Annotated in this window: 20 protein-coding genes and 2 pseudogenes; 11 read left to right on the top strand and 11 right to left on the bottom strand. The window is 65.9% G+C overall.

Annotated elements, in window-relative coordinates; genetic code table 11:
* The first annotated feature begins 242 nt into the window (after nucleotides 1-242).
* On the top strand, nucleotides 243-1211 hold the full coding sequence (locus AC3IFE_RS20015; protein WP_489191724.1) for a lysozyme inhibitor LprI family protein: 969 nt from the start codon (nucleotides 243-245) through the stop codon (nucleotides 1209-1211).
* A 15-nt stretch (nucleotides 1212-1226) separates the two neighbouring features.
* Here AC3IFE_RS20015 and AC3IFE_RS20010 read toward each other — a convergent pair whose 3' ends face one another.
* Nucleotides 1227-2291, bottom strand: coding sequence for a LacI family DNA-binding transcriptional regulator (locus AC3IFE_RS20010; RefSeq protein ID WP_489191692.1), 1065 nt, complete (start codon nucleotides 2289-2291; stop codon nucleotides 1227-1229).
* 242 nt (nucleotides 2292-2533) lie between these two features.
* On the opposite strand from AC3IFE_RS20010, the gene rbsK reads away from it, so the two are divergent.
* The 7 genes and pseudogenes from rbsK to AC3IFE_RS19975 form a co-directional block, all read left to right on the top strand.
* Nucleotides 2534-3451, top strand: a complete 918-nt coding sequence (gene rbsK, locus AC3IFE_RS20005) for a ribokinase (RefSeq protein WP_489191691.1) — start codon at nucleotides 2534-2536, stop codon at nucleotides 3449-3451.
* Nucleotides 3452-3518: 67 nt separating this feature from the next.
* Nucleotides 3519-4838 carry an MFS transporter gene (locus tag AC3IFE_RS20000; RefSeq protein WP_089471609.1) on the top strand — a complete coding sequence of 440 codons (1320 nt, stop codon included), beginning with the start codon at nucleotides 3519-3521 and terminating at the stop codon, nucleotides 4836-4838.
* A gap of 43 nt (nucleotides 4839-4881) precedes the next feature.
* The gene (locus tag AC3IFE_RS19995; protein ID WP_489191690.1) at nucleotides 4882-5829 is read left to right on the top strand and encodes a dihydrodipicolinate synthase family protein; all 948 of its coding nucleotides are present in this window, start codon (nucleotides 4882-4884) and stop codon (nucleotides 5827-5829) included.
* Between the two features lie 125 nt (nucleotides 5830-5954).
* Nucleotides 5955-6445, top strand: a pseudogene (locus AC3IFE_RS19990) (integrase core domain-containing protein); the annotation flags it as partial.
* A gap of 95 nt (nucleotides 6446-6540) precedes the next feature.
* Nucleotides 6541-7896 carry a nitrate- and nitrite sensing domain-containing protein gene (locus tag AC3IFE_RS19985; protein WP_489191689.1) on the top strand — a complete coding sequence of 452 codons (1356 nt, stop codon included), beginning with the start codon at nucleotides 6541-6543 and terminating at the stop codon, nucleotides 7894-7896.
* A gap of 328 nt (nucleotides 7897-8224) precedes the next feature.
* Nucleotides 8225-9067, top strand: coding sequence for a formate/nitrite transporter family protein (locus tag AC3IFE_RS19980; RefSeq protein ID WP_034204814.1), 843 nt, complete (start codon nucleotides 8225-8227; stop codon nucleotides 9065-9067).
* A 284-nt stretch (nucleotides 9068-9351) separates the two neighbouring features.
* Nucleotides 9352-9669: pseudogene (locus tag AC3IFE_RS19975) on the top strand (aldo/keto reductase); the annotation flags it as partial.
* Here the strand turns inward: AC3IFE_RS19975 and AC3IFE_RS19970 are convergent.
* The 9 genes from AC3IFE_RS19970 to AC3IFE_RS19930 all read right to left on the bottom strand — a co-directional run bounded on the left by AC3IFE_RS19970 (nucleotide 9644) and on the right by AC3IFE_RS19930 (nucleotide 19778).
* Nucleotides 9644-10354 carry an SDR family NAD(P)-dependent oxidoreductase gene (locus tag AC3IFE_RS19970; protein ID WP_489191688.1) on the bottom strand — a complete coding sequence of 237 codons (711 nt, stop codon included), beginning with the start codon at nucleotides 10352-10354 and terminating at the stop codon, nucleotides 9644-9646. The pseudogene AC3IFE_RS19975 and the gene AC3IFE_RS19970 overlap by 26 nt on opposite strands.
* A gap of 12 nt (nucleotides 10355-10366) precedes the next feature.
* A complete protein-coding gene (locus tag AC3IFE_RS19965) occupies nucleotides 10367-11173 on the bottom strand; it encodes a DeoR/GlpR family DNA-binding transcription regulator (RefSeq protein ID WP_089471605.1) in 807 nt (268 codons plus the stop codon).
* Between the two features lie 104 nt (nucleotides 11174-11277).
* The gene (locus tag AC3IFE_RS19960; protein ID WP_489191687.1) at nucleotides 11278-12465 is read right to left on the bottom strand and encodes a sialidase family protein; all 1188 of its coding nucleotides are present in this window, start codon (nucleotides 12463-12465) and stop codon (nucleotides 11278-11280) included.
* Nucleotides 12466-12488: 23 nt separating this feature from the next.
* Nucleotides 12489-13907: a sodium:solute symporter family protein gene (locus tag AC3IFE_RS19955; protein WP_489191686.1), complete on the bottom strand. Its 1419-nt coding sequence runs from the start codon at nucleotides 13905-13907 to the stop codon at nucleotides 12489-12491.
* Nucleotides 13908-14017: 110 nt separating this feature from the next.
* Nucleotides 14018-15043: a 4-hydroxythreonine-4-phosphate dehydrogenase PdxA gene (gene pdxA / locus AC3IFE_RS19950; protein WP_489191685.1), complete on the bottom strand. Its 1026-nt coding sequence runs from the start codon at nucleotides 15041-15043 to the stop codon at nucleotides 14018-14020.
* Nucleotides 15044-15054: 11 nt separating this feature from the next.
* Nucleotides 15055-16332 (bottom strand): four-carbon acid sugar kinase family protein, encoded by a 1278-nt coding sequence (locus AC3IFE_RS19945; protein WP_489191684.1) that lies wholly within the window; start codon nucleotides 16330-16332, stop codon nucleotides 15055-15057.
* Nucleotides 16329-17495, bottom strand: a complete 1167-nt coding sequence (locus AC3IFE_RS19940) for an iron-containing alcohol dehydrogenase (protein ID WP_489191683.1) — start codon at nucleotides 17493-17495, stop codon at nucleotides 16329-16331. The genes AC3IFE_RS19945 and AC3IFE_RS19940 overlap by 4 nt, the downstream gene beginning before the upstream one ends.
* A gap of 13 nt (nucleotides 17496-17508) precedes the next feature.
* Nucleotides 17509-18405, bottom strand: a complete 897-nt coding sequence (gene dapA / locus AC3IFE_RS19935) for a 4-hydroxy-tetrahydrodipicolinate synthase (protein WP_489191682.1) — start codon at nucleotides 18403-18405, stop codon at nucleotides 17509-17511.
* A 458-nt stretch (nucleotides 18406-18863) separates the two neighbouring features.
* Nucleotides 18864-19778: a LysR family transcriptional regulator gene (locus AC3IFE_RS19930; RefSeq protein ID WP_089471598.1), complete on the bottom strand. Its 915-nt coding sequence runs from the start codon at nucleotides 19776-19778 to the stop codon at nucleotides 18864-18866.
* Between the two features lie 176 nt (nucleotides 19779-19954).
* Here AC3IFE_RS19930 and AC3IFE_RS19925 point away from each other — a divergent pair, with 176 nt between their 5' ends.
* The 3 genes from AC3IFE_RS19925 (at nucleotide 19955) to AC3IFE_RS19915 (ending at nucleotide 23370) form a co-directional block, all read left to right on the top strand.
* On the top strand, nucleotides 19955-21277 hold the full coding sequence (locus tag AC3IFE_RS19925) for an amidohydrolase family protein (protein WP_301737169.1): 1323 nt from the start codon (nucleotides 19955-19957) through the stop codon (nucleotides 21275-21277).
* Between the two features lie 67 nt (nucleotides 21278-21344).
* Nucleotides 21345-22544, top strand: coding sequence for an arabinose transporter (locus tag AC3IFE_RS19920; protein ID WP_489191681.1), 1200 nt, complete (start codon nucleotides 21345-21347; stop codon nucleotides 22542-22544).
* Between the two features lie 55 nt (nucleotides 22545-22599).
* Nucleotides 22600-23370, top strand: a complete 771-nt coding sequence (locus tag AC3IFE_RS19915) for an SDR family NAD(P)-dependent oxidoreductase (RefSeq protein ID WP_089471595.1) — start codon at nucleotides 22600-22602, stop codon at nucleotides 23368-23370.
* A gap of 65 nt (nucleotides 23371-23435) precedes the next feature.
* Here the strand turns inward: AC3IFE_RS19915 and AC3IFE_RS19910 are convergent.
* Nucleotides 23436-24420 (bottom strand): LysR family transcriptional regulator (locus tag AC3IFE_RS19910; RefSeq protein WP_489191680.1); only part of this gene is annotated, 985 nt, incomplete at its 5' end.

The following is a 24420-nucleotide window of genomic DNA, read 5'->3' as shown; positions in this document are numbered from 1 at the left end:
TTGATCGGCGTCGCGCAATCGGGTTACGCTTCGGCGGGCGGCGCCATGCGTCGCATGCCAGGCCGGGCGTTTTTACCTCGAATGTCGCGTGCAGGTAGCTTCTACGGGTGCGCGACCCAGCGACGATCAAGCCGATGACAACGAAAACCCAGAACCGATCGAATGCGCGCGAGCACGCCGCACGTTGCATAAGTGGCAAGCGGAGTACGTACCTGTCATCCGTCACGGCGGCCGTGCTGCTGATGTGGGTGCCGCCCGTCGCGCATGCGGCCGGCTTCGACTGCGCGAAGGCCGCGTCGCCGACCGAGAAAACGATCTGTGCGGACACCGCGCTGTCGAAGCTCGACGGCGATCTGTCGGCGGCGTGGAAGCGGGCGCTTGCGAAGGGCGGCGATACGGCCGCGCTGAAGGCGGCGCAATTGAAGTGGCTCAAGCAGCGCGACCAGTGCGGCAGCGATGCGTCGTGCCTGGGCAACCGCTACCGCGAACGGCTCGCGAGCCTGAACGGCGCGCCGCTGGCCGCCGATCGCTGGCAGCAGACGTGGTATCTCGACAGCGACAACCCGTCGTTCGGCGGTGTGCTGAGGTTCACCGGCACGGTGCCGCGCCTGCATTTCGAGCTGAGCGCCAACAACGGCGCGCATGACGGTGGGCTCGACGGCAACATCGTGCTGCACGGCGACGGCGGAACCTATCGCAAGGACACGTGCCGGCTCGATTTCGATCGCAAGGGCGGCCGCATCCATGTCACGCAACATGGCGCGGATTTCGATTGCGTCGCAGGTATGGGTGTCATGTACGAAGGCGACTACGTGACCGCCGCGCAGTTCCAGGCCAAACCGCCGGCCGATCTGCTGAGCCTCCGGGTCGTCACCGACGCGCAGCAGAACGCGGTCGCGCACAAGCTGCTCGGCGCCGACTATCAGACGCTCGTCGACATGGTCAACTCCAGCGCCGACGAAAAGGATCTCGACGGCCTCAACGCACACGTGACGTCGTACTGGGTGCTCGGCATCGCGCCGACGAACGCGGCGATCGTGATGCGTCGCGGCACCGATCTGTGGATCGGGCTACTCGTGTTCGATGCGAAGAACAACGTCCGGATGCGTTACTACTCGAACGTGCCGGCGTGGAAGAAAACGGTGCCGAAGACGATCAACGCGTGGCACGACAATCTCGACAAGACGCTGCCGATCGACGTGATGCAGTAAGCAGGTGCTGCCCCGCTATGTCTTGCTCTTGCGCGCCGGGCGCGCCGGCGCCGCCGCCGATTCCCGTATGCGCAACTCGGGCTGGACCGCATGGCCGGGCCCCGTGGCGCCGTTCTCGAGCGCGTCGAGCAACGCATGCGCGGCCTGACGCCCGATTGCGTCGGTGTCGACCCACATCGTCGTCAGCGGCGGCTGGATCTCGCGCGCGAGCGCGACGTCGTCGAAGCCGGTGATCGACAGCTGCGCGGGCACGTCGATGCCGAGCGCCTGCGCCTCGAGCAACGCGCCGAGCGCGAGCGCGTCGTTGCCGCAGATCACGGCGGTCGGCCGCGTCGCCGCGTCGCCGTCGGCGATCGCGCGCAGGCTCGCCCGCCCGAACGCGATCGTGGCCGCGCCTTCGTGCTGATGCACGGGTCGCACCGCGAGCCCGTGCGCGGCAAGCGTGTCGTGAATGCCGCGCAGGCGGGCCTGCACGCGGTCGTTGTCCGTCGACGGCTGCATGATGATCGCGAAATCGCGATGACCGAGATCGAGCAGGTGCGTGGTGAGCCGCGCGAACGCCGCGCGGTTGTCGAAGCCGATGCAGCAGTGCGGGCTGTCGTCGCGGTACGCATACGTGACGACGTACGGCACGCGATGCATCGCAAGGAGTTCGAACAGTTCCGGCGGATACGCTTCGCCGACCAGCGACACGGCTTCCACGCCGCGCGACAGCATCGCGCGCACCTGCGCGAGCGCCTGCGCGGGGTCGTAGTTCGAGCAGCCGAGGAACAGCGTGATGCCGTGCTCGGCCATGACCGTCTGCATGCCGGCGACCTGTGATGCAAACACCTGATCGTCGAGGGTCGGGATGATCGCGCCGGTGATATGGGTGCGGGTGGACGCCAGCGCGCGGCCGGCCGCATTCGGGATCCAGTTCAGTGCGCGCGCCGCGTCGCGTACGCGTTGCTGCACGTCGGCCGACACCTTGCCCGGATCGTTGTAGACGCGCGAGACGGTCGCGGTCGACACGCCGGCCAGTTTCGCGACGTCGCCGAGCACCGAGCGGCCGCTGCCGCGGCGGGTCCGCGGGGTGCTCATCGGCCGTCTCCGGGCAGGGCGGCCATGCCGCTGCCGTGTGCCGTCAAAAGCGTCATTGTTTACCCTCGATTCGTGATGTCCCCGCTTGCATTCTCCTCCAAGCCTGCGAAAATGTAAGCGCTATCTTGTTGCTACTTCCCTATTATGTCAGACACTTGTGCGATCCGTATGGTGAAATTTTCCGAGATGATGACCAGTCCGGTTATTTTTTCGACCGAAAATGTAAGCGGTTACATAAAGCAATGAGCGGCCTTATGTCACCGCGTATCGCCGTCGTCGGCAGCGTCAACATCGATCTCGTCACGCGTGCGCCGCGCCTGCCGGTGCCGGGCGAAACGCTGCTCGGCACGACGTTCGAGACCGTTCACGGCGGCAAGGGCGCGAACCAGGCGGTGGCGGCCGCGCGCTTGGGCGCGTCGGTCGCGATGATCGGCTGCGTCGGCGACGACGCGTTCGGTGCGCGCCTGCACGCGGCGCTCGCGGCGGAGCGCATCGACGTGACGCACCTGCACCGGATCGGCGGCACGGCGACCGGGGTCGCGACGATCACGGTCGACGACGCCGGTGCGAACAGCATCGTCGTCGTGCCGGGCGCGAATGCATGCGTCGATGCCGACCGGATCGACGCGGCGTGCGACGCGATCGCCGGGGCCGCGCTGCTCGTGTGCCAGCTCGAAGTGCCGGTCGCCACCGTGGCGCGCGCGATTGCCTGTGCCAGCGCGCACCGCACGCCGGTGCTGCTCAATCCCGCACCCGCGCAACCGCTCTTCGATGCGTTGCTGGCGCGGGTCGACTATCTCGTCGTCAACGAAACCGAGGCCGAGTCGCTGACCGGCATCGCCGTCGGCGACGACGCGTCGGCCGTGCGCGCCGCCGATGCGCTGTGCGCGAAGGGCGCCGGCAACGTGCTGGTCACGCTCGGCGCGCGCGGCGTCTGCTGGCGCGGCAGCGCGGGGAGCGGCCGCCATCGGGCGATCGCGGTGGCGGCCGTCGATACGACGGCGGCGGGCGACACGTTCGTCGGCGGGTTTGCAGCCGCGCGGGCCGGCGGCGCGTCGATGGACGATGCAATCGGTTTCGGCCAGCGTGCGGCCGCGATCAGCGTCACGCGCCACGGCGCGCAGACGTCGATCCCGACGCGCGACGAGGTCGGACGGTGACACCTGAATTCCGCATGCGACGGAACGGCCGAACCCGGCCCCTATCAGTGACATGGAGACAATCGACATGAACGACAACCAACCTGTTCCGCACGCGCCGCCCCGGATTCGGCGCGGTCAACGCATCGCGCTCGCGCTGTTGATGGCGAGCGGGATCGTCAACTATCTCGATCGCGGCACGCTGGCCGTCGCGAGTTCGGCGATCCGCGGCGATCTCGGCTTGTCGCTCGCGCAGATGGGGCTGCTGCTGTCGGCCTTCTCGTGGAGCTATGCGCTGTGCCAGTTTCCGGTCGGCGGGCTGGTCGACCGCATCGGCCCGCGCCGGCTGCTCGGCATCGGGCTGATCGTCTGGTCGTTCGCGCAGGCGTCGGGCGGCCTCGTGTCCACGTTCGGCTGGTTCATCGTCGCACGCATCGTGCTCGGCATCGGCGAGGCGCCGCAATTCCCGTCGGCCGCGCGCGTGGTGAGCAACTGGTTTCCGCTGCGTGCGCGCGGCACGCCGACCGGCATTTTCAATGCCGCGTCGCCGCTCGGTACCGCGCTTGCGCCGCTGCTGCTGTCGGTTCTCGTGGCGTCGTTCAACTGGCGCTGGGCGTTCGTCGTGACCGGGGCGCTCGGCCTCGTCGTCGCCGTCGTGTGGTTCGCGCTGTATCGCGATCCGGTGCGCGCGCAACTATCCGCCGCCGAACGCAATTATCTCGATGCCGATGCGCAAAGCGTCGCCGCGGCGCCGAAGCTGACCTTCGCCGAATGGCGCAGCCTGTTCTCGCACGGCACGACGTGGGGGATGTTGATCGGCTTCTTCGGCTCCGTGTACCTGAACTGGGTGTATCTCACCTGGCTGCCGGGCTACCTGACGATGGAGCGACACATGAGCCTTATCCGCACCGGGTTCGCCGCCTCGGTGCCGTTCCTGTGCGGATTCGTCGGTTCGCTGGTCGCCGGCTGGCTGTCGGATTTCGTCACGCGCCGCAGCCGGTCGCCGGTCGTGAGCCGGCGCAACGCGGTGGTGGCCGCGATGCTCGGGATGGTCGCGTTCACGATTCCGGCCGCGCTCGTGCAGAGCAATACGGTTGCGCTCGCATGCATTTCGGTCGTGATCTTTCTCGCCAACGCGGCGTCGGCGTGCTCGTGGGCGCTCGCGACGGCGGCCGCACCGCCGAGCCGCATCGCGTCGCTCGGCGCGATCCAGAATTTCGGCGGCTTCATCGGCGGCGCGCTTGCCCCGATCCTGACCGGCATCATTGCGCAGAAGTGGTCGTTCGTGCCCGCGCTGCTCACGGCGGCGGCGATCGCGTTCGCCGGGGCGATGGCCTATCTGCTGCTCGTGCGCAAGCCGATTCCCGAACAGGCCGCGAACGCCGCGCCCGGACCGTTGCCGGCGTGATCGTGCAGCCTGCATTCGCATTCACTGAAGGAAGGAGAAACCGATGCAACATCCGCAGCAATCGAACGTGACCATCGAGGGGATCGTGCCGGTGATGCTGACGCCGTTCGACGACGCCGGCGCGATCGACTACGCCGGGCTCGAGCGGCTCATCGAATGGTATCTGGCGCACGGCTCGGATGCGTTGTTCGCGGTCGCGCAATCGAGCGAGATGCAGTTCCTGAGCCTGGCCGAACGCGCGGCGCTCGCGCGTTTCGTGGTCGAGCGCGTGGCGGGGCGCGTGCCGGTCGTCGCGTCGGGCCACATCAGCGACGATCTCGACGCGCAGGCTGCCGAACTGTGCGCGGCGGCCGAATCGGGCGCGCAGGGCGTCGTGCTCGTGACCAACCGGCTCGATCCGCAACGCAAGGGCAGCGCCGCGTTGCTCGACCATCTGCACCGGCTGCTGGCGCGGCTGCCATCGGATCTTCCGCTCGGCCTGTACGAATGTCCGGCGCCTTACCGACGGCTTCTGTCGGATGACGAACTGCGAGCGTGTATCGACACGGGCCGGTTCGTGATGCTCAAGGACGTGAGCTGCGATCTCGAGACGGTGAAGCGGCGCGTCGCGCTTGCCGAGGGGTCGCCGCTGAAGATCCTGAACGCAAACGCCGCGATCGCGTGGGACGCGATGAAGGCCGGGTCCGCCGGCTTCAACGGCGTGTTCACGAACTTCCATCCCGATCTCTACCGGTGGCTGCGCACGCAAGGCGAGTCGAATCCGGCGCTCGCCGACGAACTGTCGACGTTCCTCGTCGTCTCGGCAGTATCGGAGGCGCTGGGCTACCCGGCGCTCGTGAAGCTGTATCACCAGCGGATCGGCACGTTCGGATCGATCAAATGCCGTGCGATCGACTACGACGTGCGCGAACGCTTCTGGGCGCTCGACGCGGTGCTCGACAAGATCGTGGCCGGCACCGAACATTTCCGTCGGCGGATCGCCGCGTTATAACGGGGCACGCGCGCCGCGCCTGATCGCCGAGCAGATGCTGGTAATCGACGGCCTGAGGGAGCTCAGCCGAAAAAAATGACCATCCCGACGGGCCCGCGAGGCGCTGGAAGTCCTGACTCGGCGGCTATGACTTCGTGCACGATCAACTGGTGGAGGGTCGGGGTTGAAGATGCTATGCGCGATCGATGAATACACCCGCGAATGCTTGGCGATCGAGGTTGGCGCCAGCCTGCGGTCGCAAGACGTGAGCTTGACGCTATCGCGACTCATGCGGCTGTACGGCAAGCCCGCGTTCGTTCGGTCGGACTACGGCGCAGAATTTACCGCCGCCAAGGTCATGCGTTGGCTGCGAGACGCTGCAATCGGTCCGGCCTTCATTGCGTCTGGCAGTCCCTGGCAAAACGGATTCGTCGAAAGCTTCAACGGCGAACTGCGAGACGAATTGCTAAACCGCGAATGGTTCCGCAGCCGCGCCGAGGCCAAGGTGCTCATCGAACGCTGGCGTCATTTCTATAACCGGCGCCGGCCCCACGGCGCTCACCACTACCAACCTCCGGCCACGGTCCGTCGAGTCTGGCTGGATTCCGATAATATCGACGCGAGGCTCACTGCCTGATTGGTCACAGAATTCCGCCGCGGGTCAGTCAAAAAGATAACGATTATTGTCCGCACTACACTGCACCGAGTCCCTGTCGACGGTCAGTATCCACCATGCCTGCCACCGCCCTGCAATTCGCGCTTCTCGCCAAGCATCAGGAAATCGCGGCTCTGCGCCACTTGGCCGAGCAGATCGAATTGGTTGACCTGCTCGGCCGCCTGATCCATGCGTTGCAGCGCGAGCGAGGCGCCGCCAGCATCTATCTGGCGTCGAGCGGCAAGCGCTTTGTCGCCGAACGCGCGGCTTCGCGCGGCGAATCGGCGCCGCTCGTCGCGCAGTTGCGCGAACGCCTGGATCTGGAGTTGACGCCCGCGCGCGGCTCGACGTCGCGCCTGCTGTCGCTGATCGCCTGGGTGCTGCTCGACCTGGAATCGCTGGATGTGCTGCGCGAACAGATCGACCATCTTGCGCTGTCGGCGCCGGATTCCGTCCAGGCGTTCAGTACCGTGATCGGCGGCCTGGTGGAACTGATTTTCCAGTTTGCCGACAGTGGGGCGGATCCGTCGGTGTCGCGGATGCTGATTGCCCTCGTCCACGTCGTCGAGGGCAAGGAGGAAGCGGGGCAGGAGCGCGCCGTCGGCGCGCACATGTTCGCGGCGGGCACGTTTTCGGCGGACCAGCAGCAGCGCCTGCTGTATCTGATAGCGGCGCAGGAGCGCAGTCTCGAAGTCTTCGCGAGCTTCGCAAGCACGGCGCAAAGCGCATGGTGGGAGACCCGCATGACGGAGCCGCACATGGCGGCGCTCGAGAAGCTGCGCCGCGTACTGTGCACGGCGCACGCCGGCGATGCGCTCGATGCCGTCCTGAGCGAAGCATGGTTCGACGCCGCGAGTGCCCGCATCGATGATCTCTGGCACCTTCAGATTGCGCTGACGCTGCAGGTGCAGGAAATGTGCAACGCACGAATCGACGACGCGCACCGAACGCTGCGCGACTCCGAGCGCCTGATGGCGCAGTTGCGGAACAATCCGCCCCCGCATACCCAGGCGCTCGCCCGCTTCTTCGCCGACGGTCCGTTGTCGGCGCGCGCGGCGGTTCACGAACTGCCGGGACGCCTCTCCGGCTCCGACCTGGGGACGCTTGCCAGCCTGAAATCCCTGCTGGAGTCGCAATCGGCGCGACTGGCCGGCGCGGAGGTCGAGCTCGACGCGGCACGTCGCGCGCTCTACGAACGAAAGCTCGTGCAGCGCGCGAAAAATACGTTGATGACGCGCTTCGGCCTGCGGGAGGACGAAGCGTATCGGATGCTGCAGAAGGCGTCGATGGACGGCAACCGGCCGCTTGCCGATATCGCGGAAGACGCGCTGACGTCGCCCGAGCGATTCGTCGACGAGCACGCGCAGCCTTCCGCGCGACGCCGTACGCAGCGAAGCGCGCAGGAACCACCGCACGACGACGGCACGACCTGACCGGAACGCACCGCGCTTCACGCACCGCGGCGGCGCCCGAAGCGCATGCACGAAGTGCAGTTTGCACCGCGCGAGTGCGATTTGCTGCGATCGGCTACGGCCTTCTCTGCCGGCATTTCGCGTCCGGCCGGCCTGCATCGCGATATTCCCGTCACTGGTATAAAAATTGCGAACATCTCGCTCGTCGGGCTAATGGCGGCCTGACGATCACGCCATGTCGAACCGTGGCGGCCGATCACGTGGATAACAGCGTCCGCGCCAGGCACTCGCATGTCGAGCGAGTGCCTGGCGCGTTTTTTTTGCCCGTCCAACTTTACGAGCGCATACCATGGCCTACCTCACGCCCAACGAATTCGTCACCAGGATGGTCGACGCCGGTGAATCGAAGCTGTCGATGTCGACCCGCGATACGCTGATTCGCGCGTACATGGCGGGCGCGATCCTCGCGCTCGCAGCCGCCTTCGCGGTCAGCATCACGATCAACACCGGCAACGCACTGGCCGGTTCGCTGCTGTTTCCGGTGGGATTCTGCATGCTGTACCTGCTCGGCTTCGACCTGCTCACCGGCGTCTTCACGCTCGCGCCGCTCGCGGTGATCGATCGCCGGCCCGGCGCGACCTGGGGCGGCGTGTTCCGCAACTGGACGCTGGTGTTCTTCGGCAATTTCGCGGGCGCGCTGACGGTCGCGCTGTTCATGGCGATCATCTTCACATTCGGCTTTTCGGAAGCGCCGAACGCAATCGGACAGAAGATCGGCGGCATCGGCGAAGCACGCACGCTCGGTTATGCGGCGCACGGCGCCGCCGGCATGCTCACGCTGTTCGTGCGCGGCGTGATGTGCAACTGGATGGTGTCGACCGGCGTGGTCGCCGCGATGATGTCGACGTCCGTACCCGGCAAGGTGATCGCGATGTGGATGCCGATCCTCGTGTTCTTCTACATGGGCTTCGAGCACTCGGTCGTGAACATGTTCCTGTTCCCGTCCGGCCTGATGCTCGGCGCCCATTTCACGATCGTCGACTATCTGCTGTGGAACGAGATCCCGACGGTACTCGGCAACCTGGTCGGCGGGCTGGTGTTCGTCGGCGCGGCGCTGTACAGCACGCACTACAAGACCGCGCCGAAACGCGCGCCCGCTTCGCCGGTGGGTGTCGTCGCGCGTAAGGCCTGATCGCGCTGCGCAAGCCGCAACCGAACGCCGGCGAGGCGCTGAAACGCGCACCGGGTGTTGGCGTTCGAAGTTTCTGCTAACAGTGACCACAGATACTGCTCATGGGAAAACTCGTGAAAGCGCCGGCTGCAAAGTCCGAGAGCCACGTTCTGTTCGTGTCCGCACGCGTTGCGCCGGTGCAGCAGTGATAGGGGCGCTGCGAAGATTCGGCTAATACGCCTTCGAGAGCTTGCGATCCAAGCACGAGAGCGTGGCATGCCGGCGTAAGCGCTTACCTTGCTCATGCCCGGATCGCGTTCGCGTGGTTGCTCGCGAAGCCGTATGTCACGAGCGTCATCATCGGCGCCAAACGGGTCGAACAGCTGGACGACAATCTCGGCGCGGCGGACGTCGTGCCGACCGGCGACGAGCTTGCGCGTCTGGATGCCGTGAGTGCGTTGCCGCCGAGCTATCCCGGCTGGATGATCGCTGGTCAGGAGGCGGGCGGCCGCAGCCTTTTACGGGCGCCGCGTCGATCCAGCAGCGGTGATGTCGGGCCCCGCGCGCTCGCGATTCGATACGCGGCAGCGCGAAGCGTCAAAGCGATGCGCCGCCGCACATGACGATCTGCTGCCCGGTGATCGCGCTTGCATCCGCGCTCAGCAGGAACGCGGTCAGCGCGGCGACTTCGTCGGGCGTGATGAATCGCCCAATCGGCGGCAGCTTCGGCGGTGTGGCCGCACGCGCCGGATCGCGCAGGAACGGCGTGTCGGTCGCGCCCGGTGCGACGACATTCACGGTAATGCCGTGCGGCGCGAGTTCCGCGGCCCACGATCGCGCGAGACCGACGAGCGCGGATTTGGTCGCCGCATACTGGCTGCGCGTGGCCGCGCCGTTCGCGGTGCGGCTGCCCAGCAGCACGATGCGTCCGCCGACCGGCATCCGCGGCACCAGGCGATCGGCGAGAAACGTCGCGGCTTCGACGTGCAGCCGCCACATCGCCGCGCCGTCGTCGTGCGACAGCTGACCGAGCGGCGCGGTACGCATGAAGCCGGCCGCATGCACGAGCGCGTCGGCCGCGCCCAGCGCGTCGCACACGGGCGCGAGCGCCGCAAAGTCGGTGACGTCGACCGGCACGATCGTCAGCGAATCGTGCGCCGTTTCGACGTGCGACCGGCACAGTCCGGTGACGCGCCAGCCGTCGGCGAGAAGACGCGCGACGATCGCGCGGCCGATCCCCGACGACGCACCGGTGACGACGGCATGACGTGAACCCGAACCCGAACCCGATTGCTCCCGTTGCGCCACGATTTCTCCCTGTTACGTGTGAACCTGCGGTGAACCGCCGGATGCGGTCGTCGCGTTCGTGCTGACTGCATGAACCGTGATCCGCGCCTGCGCATGAAACGGTTCGAGCTGCTCGTGCAGCGCGCCGTCATCCGTCACGAGCGTCCAGTCGCGTTCGAGCGGCGTCCAGTGCTGCTGGCTCGCGCGCCCGAGCTTGTCGGCGGTCACGAGCACGAACACCTCGGCGGCCTGCCGCATCACGCATTCCTTCAGATACGACTGCTCGCTGCTCGCCTCGCACAATCCCAGCTCGGCGACCACGCCGTCGGCGCCGAGAAATGCCTTGTCGACGCTGAGCCGGCTCAGCGCGATCTGCGCGAGCGGCCCGAGCGTGCTCATGCTGGACGACCGCACGTCGCCGCCGATCACCGTCACGGGCACGCCCGACGACACGAGCGGGCTCACGACCAGCAGGTTGTTGGTGACCACGTGTATGTCGGTCCGGCCGGCGAGAAGACGCGCGAGTGCCGCCGTCGTGGTGCCGCCGTCGAGAAACACGGTGTCGCCGTCCTCGACGAACGAACTCGCCGCGTGCGCGATCGCTTCCTTCTGTTCCTGCGAACTGACGCGCCGCTCCTCGAGCGACGGTTCCGGCTCATGGCCGCCGACCGCGGCGGCGCCGCCGTACGTGCGCAGGATGCGGCGGTCGCTCGCCAGCGCACGCAGGTCGCGGCGCACCGTCGCCTCGGACATCCCGAAGTGCTCGCACAACGTCGCAACGTCCGTCATGCCGCCGAGCACGGCCTGCAGCATCGCCTCCCGGCGCCTGGTCACTTTCATGTGCGTGATTTCCTGGTCTGATCGCATCGGCGCGCGATCGCGCGCATCTCGATCGACAAGTTTATCGAATTGCCGCACTGACCGGCCAGTTGTCGCGGCGAGCGTCATCGGCCGCGAACCCACGCTTCGTCGACGCGCACGTACTTGATCTTCTGGCGGAACCACGTGAACGCGATGTGCAATGCGCCGTTCCGCGACTGCACGATCGACGGATACGAGTATTCGCGGTTGCGCTGGTCCGCCGAGTTGTTCGTCATGCAGTACCCGTCGCCGATTTCGAGGTTGCGGCGGCGCCGCCACGTCCTGCCGCCGTCCTCCGAGATGGCCAGCGACATCGGCGCGCGCGGCGCGCCCCAGAACGCGGTGCCGCGCACGGATGCCTTCTGGTCGCGCAGCTCGCCGCTGTCCTCGGAATCCTCGATGTCGTCGTACAGCGACGCACGGCGGGCCTTGCTGTGCGACGCGTCGCTTTCGTTGAACACGAGCGCGAGGTGGCCGTTCTGCAGCACCGTGAACTGGATCGACGAATTGTTGTTCGGCACGTCGGTGCGCTCGGGCGCGCTCCACGTGCGGCCGTCCGTCGAGCGGCTCGCGTAGACGAAGTCGGCCCAGCGGCTGCGGTAGAGCGCCAGCAGCGTCCCGTCGTGCAGCACGTGAACGTTCATGTGCACGCACCCGACGCTGTCCGGCACCTCGTGCAGCGTCCACGTGCGACCCTGGTCGTCGGACACCATGACCGCGCTGACGTCGTCGTTGCCGACCCAGCGCTCGCCGGGTTCCGTGCGGCACAGGAAGATCGGGCAGATCCACGTGCCGCTGTCGAGGGCGACGATCGGCTGGCGCACGAACGTCCCCGGCCGGTCGAACAGCGTTTCGACGGGGCCCCACGTGACGCCGCCGTCCGTCGACACGCGGCGGCGCACGATCGCGGTGTTCTGATGGCCGGACAGCTGTGCGGTGTAGATCAGCCACAGGCGGCCGTCGGGTGCGGTGAACAACACCGGGTTCTGTTCGGAGCGGGTCGGGTCGTCCGACAGCTTGCGCGGCGCCGACCATTCGTTCGTTCCGGCCGCAAGCCGCGACAGGTAGATCGACACGTCGGGAATGCCTTCCTGCGTACCGCCGAACCATACGCACAGCAGGTCGCCGTTGTCGAGGCAGTGCAGGTTGGCCGCATGGTTCTGCACGCACGCTGTGGGCAGAAACGCCTCTTGACGCTCCGCGTCGGCATAGGCCGTGCGAACGCAATGATCCGGCGCGGCGCGCGCCGCTTCAACGAAATTCGTGCTCATGAAATCTCTCTGGGTGGGCGACGTCAGTGCGATTCGCGATGCGCGAGCCGCTTGTCGTGGAGGTCGGTGCCCTCGCCATGAAACAGCAGCTTGCCGAGCACCAGCACGATGGCCGGCGTCACGAGTGCGACGTACATGTTGTCGATGCCGAACGGGTTGCCGAGCAAGTACCAAAGCGTGGTGGCGATCGTGGCGACGATCAGGGCCCACACGGCGCCGCGCTTGCCGCTGAAGAACGGGAGGTAGATCCCGATCAGCGCGACGATCGACACGGACAGCCGCAGCGCGCGGCTGAAGAACGACAGCGCGAGGATCTGCGGGACGAACAACACGAAGATCAGCGGCAGGAAGCCGACGACCAGCGAGATCCAGCGCGTCATTCTGAGTTCGACGTCGGGCGTCGGATTGAAGCGCGGCACATAGAAATCCTTCACGATCAGCGATGCGATGGCCAGCGCGACGGTACACACGCTGACGAAGATCGATGCAACGAGCGACGTCGTGACGACGCCGGCCAGGATCGGGTTCATGTGCTGCAGGAACACCGGCAGCGCGTACAGGCTCTTGACGCCGGGATACAGATACTTGGCCGCCACGCCGATGAAGCCCAGCGCGAGCGCGATGGGCACGCACAGGAACGCGGCGATCAGCGACGACGCGCGCGCGCCCTCGGGGCTGCGAGTGGCCGAAATCGCCTGGATGATGAACTGCGTCGAGAAGATCGCACCCGCCGTGCCGATGATCCATGCGCCGATCGTGCCGCCCGACAACGCGCCGGTCCACGTGAAGTAGTGTGCGGGCATGCTCCGAGCCATCGGCGCGATGCCGCCCGACAGCTTCCACGCGACGCCGACCAGAATGGCGATGCCGAGCAGCTTCACGGCGCTGTGCACGACCGTCAGGTATGCGACGCTCTTGAGGCCGCCCCATACGAAATAGATGGTGCTGACGATCGCGGTGATGACGGCGGCCGTCGGCAGGTTGATGCGCATCACCGTCGAAATCGCCGCCGCGCCGCTCACGTAGTTGCCGACGTTCACGACGAACAGCGCGTAGATCATGATCGCGGAGACCGCGAGCTTCGCGCCGTGCCCGTAACGCTGCGCGATGAACCCGGAGATGGTGAATTCACCGGATGCATACAGGCGCTTTGCCATGAAGAGACCGAAGAGGAGAAAGCCGATGGCGGCCGCGAGCACCGACCACGATGCGGCGATGCCGGCCGAGAATGCCTCCTGCGACGTGCCGACGGTCGATTTCGCGCCGATGAATTCCGACATCAGCAGGATCGCGACCACCAGCGCGGGCATCGAACGCCCCGCCACCATGAATTGTTCGGAATTGCGGCTGCGCAGCCTGATGCTGACCACGCTCGTAATGACGATGTAGGCGATCACCATCCCGATGATGGTGGCGGTATCCCAATAACTGAAGGTGGCCATCGCTTGTCTCCACGTTACCTTCGGTTGATGTGCGTTCGATGCGTCGGGCAATCCGGCCTGTGCCGGCCGGTATCGCTCGACGGTGCTGCGTGTCGTTGCGTGCGGACCGCTTACGCGACGCGGGCGACCGGCGACGGCTCGTTGCGCCGCGTCGCGAGATCCACGGCCTGGCGGAACGCTTCGAGCAGGCTGCGTTCGTCGGCGATGCCCTTGCCCGCGATGTCGAACGCGGTGCCGTGGTCGACGGACGTGCGGATCACGGGCAGGCCGACCGTCACGTTCACGCCGGCTTCGAGGCCCATCACCTTGACCGGCCCGTGTCCCTGGTCGTGATACATCGCGACGACCACGTCGAAGTCGCCGCGGCCCGCGCGGAAGAACAGCGTATCGGCCGGCAGCGGACCCTCCACGTCCCAGCCGCGCGCCTGCAGGACTTCGACCGCCGGTACGATCTTCTCTTCCTCTTCGCCGTAGCCGAACAGGCCGTTCTCGCCGGCATGCGGGTTGATCCCGCACACGCCGATGCGCGGATTCACGATGCCGGCGCGCACCAGCGTGTCGTGTGCGCGTTCGATCGTGCGTTGCACGAGGCCCGGTTCGATCTTGCGAATCGCGTCGAGCAGGCCGATGTGCGTCGTCACGTGGATCACGCGAAGATTGGGTGCGACCAGCATCATCGACACTTCGTCGATGCCGGTCAGATGCGCGAGCATTTCCGTGTGGCCGGGGAAGATATGGCCGCCGGCATGCAGCGCTTCCTTGTTCAGCGGCGCGGTGCAGATCGCGTCGAGCTCGCCTTTCGAGGTCAGCTCGACGGTGCGCGCGATGTATTGGTACGCGGCGTCCCCCGCGATCGCCGACAGCTTTCCATACGGCAGGTCGGCTGGAATCAGCGCGAGGTCGATGCAATCGACGACGCCCACACGGAACGCGCCTTCGGACGGACGGCCGACCGCGCGCACCTGGAGGTCGACACCGGCTCTGCGGCCTGCATCGCGCAGGCGCGCGGCGTCGCCGACGACCACGGGCCGGCACTGCTCGTACACGGACGCATGCGCGAGGCTTTTCATGATGATTTCCGGTCCGACGCCGGCCGCGTCACCCATGGTGATGCCGATGATGGGACGGTTGTCCATGGCGATTCCCTTCACAAATTGGTTTGAGCCGTATCGGCCGGGTTGCCTGTGTTCGCAAGCCGGCGCCAGGCGTGATAAATCGATTCGGGTCGGCCGAAGCCGCCCGCCTTGGTCACGACGGGCAGTGCGCTATCGTGCAGCCGGCATTCGAGCAGCGGCATGCCGTCTTCGATTTCGTCGACCACGCGCAGCGCGCTCGCGCCGGCCGCGGTGAGCAATGCGCGCGCCGTTTCGCCGCCGGTCGCGAAGATTGCGCCGGCGTGGCGCACGGCAGGCGCGAGCAGCGCGGCGAGCCGCGTGCAGAACAGCAGCCCGTCGTCGACGTCGCCGCGTTGCGCCTGGCTCAACGAGACGACAACATGGCGGCCGCGACGCAGCGCGTCGCTTACCACGGTCGTGACGTCGCCTTGCGAGTCATCCAGCGCCGACACGGCGACTTCGAGTGCAACGAGATTGGGCCCCGCGTTCGACTTGAGGCAGTCCAGTTGCGCGTGCGAAATGCTCGACATGCTGCCGACGACCGTCAGCACGGGCCGTTGCGTAGGCGGACGGCAGATCGCCGTGCCGCTCGTCCTGCGCGGCAGATCCAGGGCTTCGATGACGGCGGGCGCCAGCCCGGCCGAGCCGACCCAGAACACATCGTCGAGCGCCGCGGACGCGCGGGCGATGCGCTGCAGGTCGCCGTCGGATTCCGCGTCGCACACGACGGCTTGCACGCGGTCGGATTGCAGGTTGTGCAGATGCGCGGCGAGTGCATCTGTGTTGCCGCGCACCGTGCCGATTGCCGCGCAGGCGACACGCAGATCCTCGGCAGACAGCAATGCAACGAGGTCGGCCTTGCCCGTGATGTGTTCGTTGCGCCAGTATTCGCTCGCTTCCACGGGCACGCCGCGTACCCATTGGCGGCCGTCCATGGTCGTGCGTCCCGAGGCCGGGTAGGCTGGGCACACGATCGCCATGCCGACGCGTGAGGCCAGCGCGGCGACTTCCGCCGCGAAGTTGCCGCGCAGCGTCGAGTCCATCTTCTTGTAGACCCGCGTGCCGGTGCCCGACAGCGACGCGACGGCATCGACGGTGCGCCGGGCGGCCACGTCCTTCGGCGCGCGGCGCGAGTCCACGTCGATCGACAGGATGTCGACGCCGTGCGACGGCGCCGCCGCGTGCGTGGCGTCGAGCACGACCATTGCCGTCAGGCCGTGACGCAACCCGGCGACCGCGCAGTCGGCCGCGCCCGACATGTCGTCGGCGACGATCAGGAGCCGTGCCGCGGGCTGTGCGGGGGCGTTCACGGCAGCAGGCGCCGGTAGATGGACTTCATGTCGTCGAGCGTCAGCGCCTTCGGATTGTTGCCGAGCAGGCGCTTGACCTTCGACGCGGCGACCGCGAGCGCATCGAGATGCTCGTCGGACACGCCGAACTTGCGCAGATCCTGAGGAATGTCGACGGCGGCGGTCCATTCCTCCATCTTGTCGATCAGCGTGCGGGCCGCGACCGCGTCCGTGTCGGCGTTCGGTGCGAGATCGAGTGCGCGCGCGACGTTCGACAAGCGGCCTTCGATCGCGTCGAGATTGAACGCCATCACGTGCGGCAGCAGCATCGCGTTCGCGACGCCGTGCGTGACGTTGAACATTCCGCCGAGCGGGTACGCGAGCGCGTGCACGGCCGCGGTGCCGGCCGCGGTGAGCGCGAGGCCGCCATACATCGACCCGAGCATCATCGCTTCGCGCGCCTTCAGCGACTGGCCGTTTTCATAGGCTTCGACGATGTTCGCGCCGATCAGCCGCATCGACTCCATCGCGTACATGTCGCTGATCGGGTTCGCCTTCGTCGAGATGTACGATTCGAGCGCGTGCACGAACGCATCCATGCCGGTCGCGGCCGTGATCGGCTTCGGCAGGCCGAGCGTCAGCTCCGCATCGAGAATGACGATTTGCGGCAGCAGGTGACGGCTGACGATCCCGACCTTCAACGATTCGTCCGGCAGCGTCACGATCGCGTTCGGCGTGACCTCGGAGCCGGTACCGGCTGTCGTCGGCACCAGGATCATCGGCACGCCGGGGCGCTTGATCAGGTCGATGCCGAGCCAGTTCCGCAGCGGCTCGTCGTTGGTCAGACGGACTGCGAACAGTTTCGCCGCATCGAGCACGCTGCCGCCGCCGATCGACAGGATCGCCTGCGGCGCGAACGGCTCGATCTGCTCGTTGAACACGGTCTCGACGTTGCCGATCGTCGGCTCCGGCTCGACGCCGCGAATGACGCGCACGTCGACGTCCTTCGCGTTGAGCGATTCGATCACGCGATCGACGATGCCGAGCGCTTCCATCGACGGTTGCGTGATCAGCGCGATACGCTCGACCGGCGTATCGAGCAGCGCGAGCTTGTCGGGAAGCGTCGCGAGGCTGCCGGCGCCGTGAACGATGTGCTTGACTGTCTGGAAGTGGTGAGTCGTCATGCTGGGACCTGTTTCAGTGGCCGCGCGCGGTGTCGCGGTAGACGGAGAGCGCTTGCGCGAGGCGCTCGCGGGCGTGGTCGTCGAGCGGCTGCGCGGGCGCGCGCGCGGGGCCGGCCGGCATCCCGAGCATCTGCGCGGCGGTTTTCAGCACGACGGGCATCGTGCCCAGTGCGAACGCGTCGCGCAGCGCGCGCAGCGATTCCTGCGCGGCGCGCGCGCCGGCGATATCGCCGGCGTGGAACTTGTTCCAGATCGACATCACGACATCCGGGACGGCGTTGGTCGTCGCGGCGACCGCGCCGTCGCCGCCGGCGATCAGCGTCCAGAGGATCATCGAATCGGTGCCCGTGAAGACCGAGAAGTCGTCGCGCCGCAGGTTGATCAGTTGCAGCAAGCGGTCGAAATCGCCGCCGCTGTCCTTGATGCCGCGGATGTTCGGAATCTCCGCAAGACGGTGCACCGTATCGACGGTCAGCGTGATGCCGGCTTTCGCCGGAATCGTGTACAGCATGACCGGCAGCGGCGTCGCGTCGGCGATCTTCTTGTAGTGCGCGTAGAGCTCCGGCTGCGTCGCACCGTTGAAATACGGCGTGATTACCGACACCGCGCCGACGCCGGTATCGGCCATCTTCCGGTTCAGGTCGATCACGTCACGCGTTGCATACGCGCCGGTGCCCGCGATGACCGGGACGCGCGAACGCGCCTGGCTGACCGCGATCCGCGCGATGCGCAGCTTCTCTTCTTCATTCAGCGCGATGAATTCGCCATTGGTGCCGAGCACGAAGAGCCCGTGCACGCCGGCCTCGATCAGCCGCTCGACCAGCGCACGCAGACCGTCTTCATCGACGTTCTCGTCCGCCGTCATCGGCGTGATCAGCGCGGGAACGATTCCCCTGAACGAAATTGACATGCAGGCTCCATCGCGGAAGGGACGGCGGACGGAATCGCCGTCTCGTGGGTTGTGTCTCGTGTCGATAGCGGCTCGGAGCGCGCGCTTGCGGTCGCGACCGCGCCACTCCGTACTCCAGCCGACGCAACTCGTATGACGAATAGGGGCGGCCGGTACGTTCGCCGGCTAAAATGCTCGATTCGATCAATTAGATTGCTCTGTGTGTGCATTTTAGCCGATATCATGATCGAAACAGTCAATGAAAACCCTGATATGACTACTTCAATCATTTTTGGTCGCCGCGGCGCCCCGAAATGCGCGAACGGTTCAGTTTCGGCCGCCGGGTGCTATCTAGTGCGCGCAAGCGCCGGTGCGGCGGTGGCCCGGCGGACGGCCCGCATGACGGCGGGTTACGGTGGGGGGAGTGTCGACGTGCCAGTGCGCAGCCGGTTACGCAAATACTGCTTGCCCGAACCGACTTAAGCTGCCTCCATGTTCGCGCAGATTTCTGAGCAGAAATCCAGGAAGGCCTCGACCGCTGCAGGCGCCAGCCGGCGCGAGGGGCGGGTGACATACAACGGGTAAGTTTCGCCTGGCCACTCCGGGAACAATTCGATCAACGCCCCGTCGGCGATCAGATGCGCGACATTGAGGGCGAGCACCTGAGCAATGCCGGCGCCGTTCACACAGGCTTGGACCATGAAATCCACATCGGTCGTAGTCAAATGGCCGCGGGTATCCACCGGTAGTACTTCCCGACCGCGATGGAATTCCCACGAGAACGGTTTGCCACGACGCGGATCGATGTATTGGATGCACTCGTGATCGAGGAGCTTTTCCGGTCGCTTGGGCCGGCCACGCCGCGCCAGATATTCCGGCGACGCCACCGTCAGTACGCGCGTCTGGAGCAGCAGTCGTGACGTCATGGTTGACGGCGGCTGCGGTCCGAACCGCACTGCGACATCGATGCCCTCGGTCACCAAATCGCCCACGTCCGGTTGCTGCACGATCGTCAGCTCGAGACTCGGATGGCGTTCGCGCAGGAGGGGGAGTTTCGGCGCCAGGACATAGCGGGCAAAGATCGGGTTCAAGCCGACCCGCAATGCTCCGCGCACCGAGATGGCGGCACCGGAAACATAGCTGGCCGCCTCCTCGATGCCCTCGAGGTGCGGCACAGCGCGTTCATACAGGCTCTTGCCCTCGCTCGTGAGGTGCAGCGTGCGCGTCGTGCGGTTCAGCAAACGCACGCCGAGCCTTTCCTCCAGCCGGTCTATCGATCGGCTCACGCCAGAGGCCGACAGCCCCAACACTTCGCCTGCGCGGCTGAAACTGCCGGCCTCGACTACCGCGGCCAGCACACTCATTCCCGACAGCAATCGTCCGTCGAAATTCATCACGCCTCCATCTTTGATTTTTAGCAAAGATAATGTGAACGAATCTACCTTTATCAAAGATGGCGCGCAACCTATCGTGTGAACCGTGACGTTACGAACCGCGGTTTTCCTTGGGGCGACACCCACCGAGCGGACCTCGTGGCGACCGGTCCACCGCAACTTCCAAGGAGCATTCCATGACGACGCAGCGCACTCTTTTCAAAGGCGGCACCATCCTGACGCTGGATGCCAAGGTTCCCAATCTCGCCGTGGGCGACGTCCTGGTCCAGGACGGTCGCATCGCCGCGGTCGGCGCTGCCTTGCAGGCGGACGACGCCCAGGTCATCGACGCCGCGGGTCATATCGTCATGCCGGGCCTGGTCGATGCCCATCATCACATGTGGCTCGGCGTGATGCGCCGCATGATGCCGAACGTGGACGATCTGTTCGCCTACATCGATGTGGTCGCCGAGCAGCTGGGCGCCCACTATCGCCCGCGGGACATGTACCTGAGCACGAAGCTCACGGCCGCCGCCTCGCTGGATGCCGGCATCACCACGATCATCGATGCCAGCCACAATTCGCGCAGCCCGGAGCACACCGACGCCGCGCTCGATGCCCTCGAAACGACCGGCATCCGTGCATTGCACATGGTCGGCGCGGCGATGGACAAGAAAGCCTCCGCCGCGCACTTGCCGGGCGACCTGCAGCGGCTCGCGCACAATTGGAACAACGCAGGCAGCCTCGTGCGCGTGGGCCTGTTCGGCCAGCTCAATCTCGACTGGTGGAAGGTCGCACGCGAGCTGGATATGCGCATCCTGACCGAGTTCATCGGTGATCTGGCGAAGCTTGGCCCGGAATTCGCCAAGCCGGGCGTGCTGGGCACGCACAACATCTTCAATCACTGCACGCGCGTGCCGCAGGAGACATGGAAGCTGCTGGCCGATGCAGGCGTGAACGTTACGGTCAACCCGCGCTCGGACGCGCTGTTCGGCTTCGACGACGAAACCTTCGCCTATCAGCAGGCCGTGGACCACGGCCTGACCCCGGCGCTGGGAATCGACCTCGATACGGCGTTCGGCAGCGACATGTTCGGAGAGATGCACGCGCTGTTCGGACAACAGCGTTCGGCCATGCGCTACCGGCGTTTCCGTGGCGAAGCCGCCGCGCCCGCTCCGATCTCCGTCGAAGCGGTGCTGAAGGCTGCAACGGTCAATGGCGCTCGCGCGGCCGGGCTCGAAGACCAGATCGGCACCCTGACGCCGGGCAAGCAGGCCGACATCATCATGGTCCGTACCAACGGGGTGGCCGTTTTCCCGGTGACCAACGCAATCGGGACGGTTGTGCAGGCTGTCGAGCGGGCTGACGTGGACACCGTGATGGTGGCCGGCCAACTGCGCAAGCGTGCAGGCCAACTGATCGGCGTCGACCTGGCCAAGCTCAACGCAGATGTCACGGCCTCGCGCGACTACCTGATCGAAGCCAGCGGCTATCGCACGGATCTCTTCACCACGGCCTGACGACGGAGGGGCCCGGCGCGCCGGGCCGTTCTGCCGCATTTTCATGCGCATCTCACTGGAGGCTTTCATGCAAGCTTTCGCCAACAAGCGGGCGGTGCAGGCCGACACCGCGCCTGTACTCCTGTCGCGCCCGGCAACGGGCATCATTGCCGCGCTGTTTTGCGGTTACCTGGCAGTCGGCCTGCCATTGCCGGTGATTCCGCTGTTCGTTCACGGCCACCTTGGCTTCAACAACGTGGTTGTGGGCCTGGTGATCGGCATTCAGTTTCTCGCGACCGTGCTCACTCGCGGCTACTCCGGACGGGTGGTCGACCATCAAGGCGGCAAGCGCTCCGCGCTACAAGGCGCTGTCATTTCCGCGTTGGCGGGGGGCTTGTATCTGGTGGCGTCCGTGCCCGGCTTGTCGTCCACCACTAGCCTGGGCATCGTGGTGGCCGGCCGTCTCATGGCCGGCTTCGGTGAAAGCCAGTTCGTCACGGGTTGCGTGTCCTGGGCGATCGCGTCGGTTGGGCCTCAGCGCGCCGGCATGTCGATGTCCTGGACCGGTATCGCGATGTTCGCCGCCCTGTCCATCGGTGCACCCGTGGGCATGGCGCTGTATCAAAGGCATGGCTTGGCGGCCGCGATGATCGCCTGCATCGTGGCCCCGGTTCTTGCCGCGCTGATCACATTGCGCTCAACCGCGTATCTGTCCCCCGGCGGTGTGCGACTGCCGTTCTATCGCGTGGTCAATCGCATTTGGCGGGAAGGGCTTGGACTGATGTTGCAGGGTGTAGGACTGTCCGGTCTCACGGCGTTCGCCTCGTTGTACTTCGCGGCACGCCACTGGGGCAATGCAGGGCTGGTGATGACGGCATTCGGCATCGGCTTCATCTTTGTTCGAGTCGTGCTGGGGCATCTGCCTGACCGCATGGGTGGCTATCGCGTCGCGGCGTGGTCGCTGGCGGGCGAAGCAATCGGACAAGCGATGTTGTGGCTTGGACCGAATGAATGGACCGCGCTTGCCGGCGCGCTGGTGACGGGCCTCGGTTGCGCGCTGGTTTTCCCGGCCTTGGGTGTCGAAGCGCTCAAGCGCGTACCGCCGGCCAACCGTGGCAGCGCGATGGGCGCCTTCGTGGCCTTTCTCGACATCGCCTACGGCATTTCAGGGCCAGCCGCCGGCCTGATTGCCGGGCAATTCGGTTATGCCGCCGTCTATTTGTTCGGCGCTGCCTGCGCGCTGCTGGGCGTCCTGCTCGTGGCCGCTGCTCGCGGCCAGCAAACTTGAACTTCAATCAGCGCCGCATGGGCAGCGCCCAGCGGCTCATTTCGGGAGAAACAACATGTCTCGCGTCTTCATTTCCGGTTCGTCCACTGGCCTCGGCCTGATGGCCGCCGAACTGCTGGTACAACAAGGGCACGCGGTCGTGCTGCACGCGCGCAATGCCAACCGCGCAGAAGACACACGGCGCGCATTGCCCCAAGCGGAGGCGGTCGTTGTCGGTGATGTGGAAACGATTGCTGGCGCCAAAAACGTCGCGGAGCAGGTCAACGCCTTGGGTCACTTCGACGCCGTAATCCATAACGCCGCGGTCGGTTACCGTGAAGGGCATCGCGTCACGAGCGACGGCCTGCCGCACGTCTTCGCGATCAACACGCTGTCAGCCTACATACTCACTGCGCTGATCGAACCTCCGCGGCGTCTCGTTTATTTGAGTTCAGGCATGCATCACCATGCGCAGGCCAATCTCGACGATATTCTTTGGCGCAAGCGTCGTTGGAACGGCTCAGAGGCCTATGCGGAGAGCAAGCTGCACGACGCGATGCTGGCGTTCGCCGTTGCGCGCCGCTGGCCGGAAGTCCGCGTCAACAGTTTGGAGCCCGGCTGGGTTCCCACGAAGATGGGCGGTCCGGGCGCGCCGGACGACATGGATCAGGCGCATCGAACGCAGGTCTGGCTTGCCGCTGGTGACGATCCTCGCGCAAATGTGACCGGCGAATACTTCTATCATATGAAACGCATGGCAGCGAATCCTCAAGCGCGCGATGCTGCCTTGCAGGACCCACTCCTGCGAATATGCGAAGAGCTGTCGGGCATCGCACTTCCGCGATGATGAGCGACCGACCGATGCTCGCGTGCATCGGTCGATCGTGGCACCGTCGACGTGCCAGCAACGCCTCATGTCCTGGCCGGACGCGAGCCGCGATGGCGGTGTGACTTATGACCGGCCGATGCGGAAACCTTATTCCTACAGAAGTCCGCAAAGGCTCGAAACGCGGCTGAAGGAAGACGCTGCCGTGGATAGTACAGGGCGTGCCCCTCGAATGGCGGCGTCCACTTCTCCAAAACCCGGACCAAGCTGCCGTTGCCGAGAAATGATTCAGCCTCGCGTGCCTCGACGAAGGCCAGACCCGCACCACCGGCCGCAGCCTTGGCGGCGAGTTGCGTGGTGCCGATCGTCAATCTTCCCGTCGTTTTTATCCACGTTTCCCCGGAGCCTTTGGCAAGCTCCCAGCGCATCAGCGATCCACTCGGCAGGCGCGCCTGGATACATGCGTGGTTAACCAGATCTCCAGGCGTTTTCGGCGTGCCGTATTTCTTGAGATAGTCCGGGGAACCAACGATTACCAACGCCTCGTCAATCTCGAGGGGCAGAGCGATCATGTCTTCCGGCACGAGCGAAGCAAGACGTAATCCGGCATCGAATCCCTCACCGACAATATCCACCAGGCGTCCCTCGGTAACGAGGTCGATCCGCACGTCCGGGTATTGCTCCATGAACTCAAGAACGAAGGGCAGTATTCGGGCGGCTGCCCACGTCGAGGCATTGAGACGAATCAAGCCGGCAGGATGATCGCGCAACTGGTGGACGCCTTCCACCGCCTCGGTAATTTCCTTCAATGCCGGCCGCACCTTCGCAAGAAAGGTCTCGCCTGCCTCGGTCAAAGACACGCTACGCGTGTTCCGAAGGAACAGTCGTATGCCCAGCCTGGCTTCAAGGCTGGCGACCATGTGACTTACGGATGAGGGGGACATGTCCAGGTCAAGTGCGGCTCCCCTGAAGCTCCCATGCGCCGCTACGGCGCTCACTACGCCAAGCGTGCGTATCCCGAAATCTTCCATTGTCCATTTTCCTTCATCTTTCTGTCCATGATTGAACGGT

The organism is Burkholderia sp. APQ4-4ca (assembly GCF_057837105.1).
Note: the sequence above shows the minus strand (reverse complement) of the source record. Positions and strands in the feature narration are given on the sequence as shown.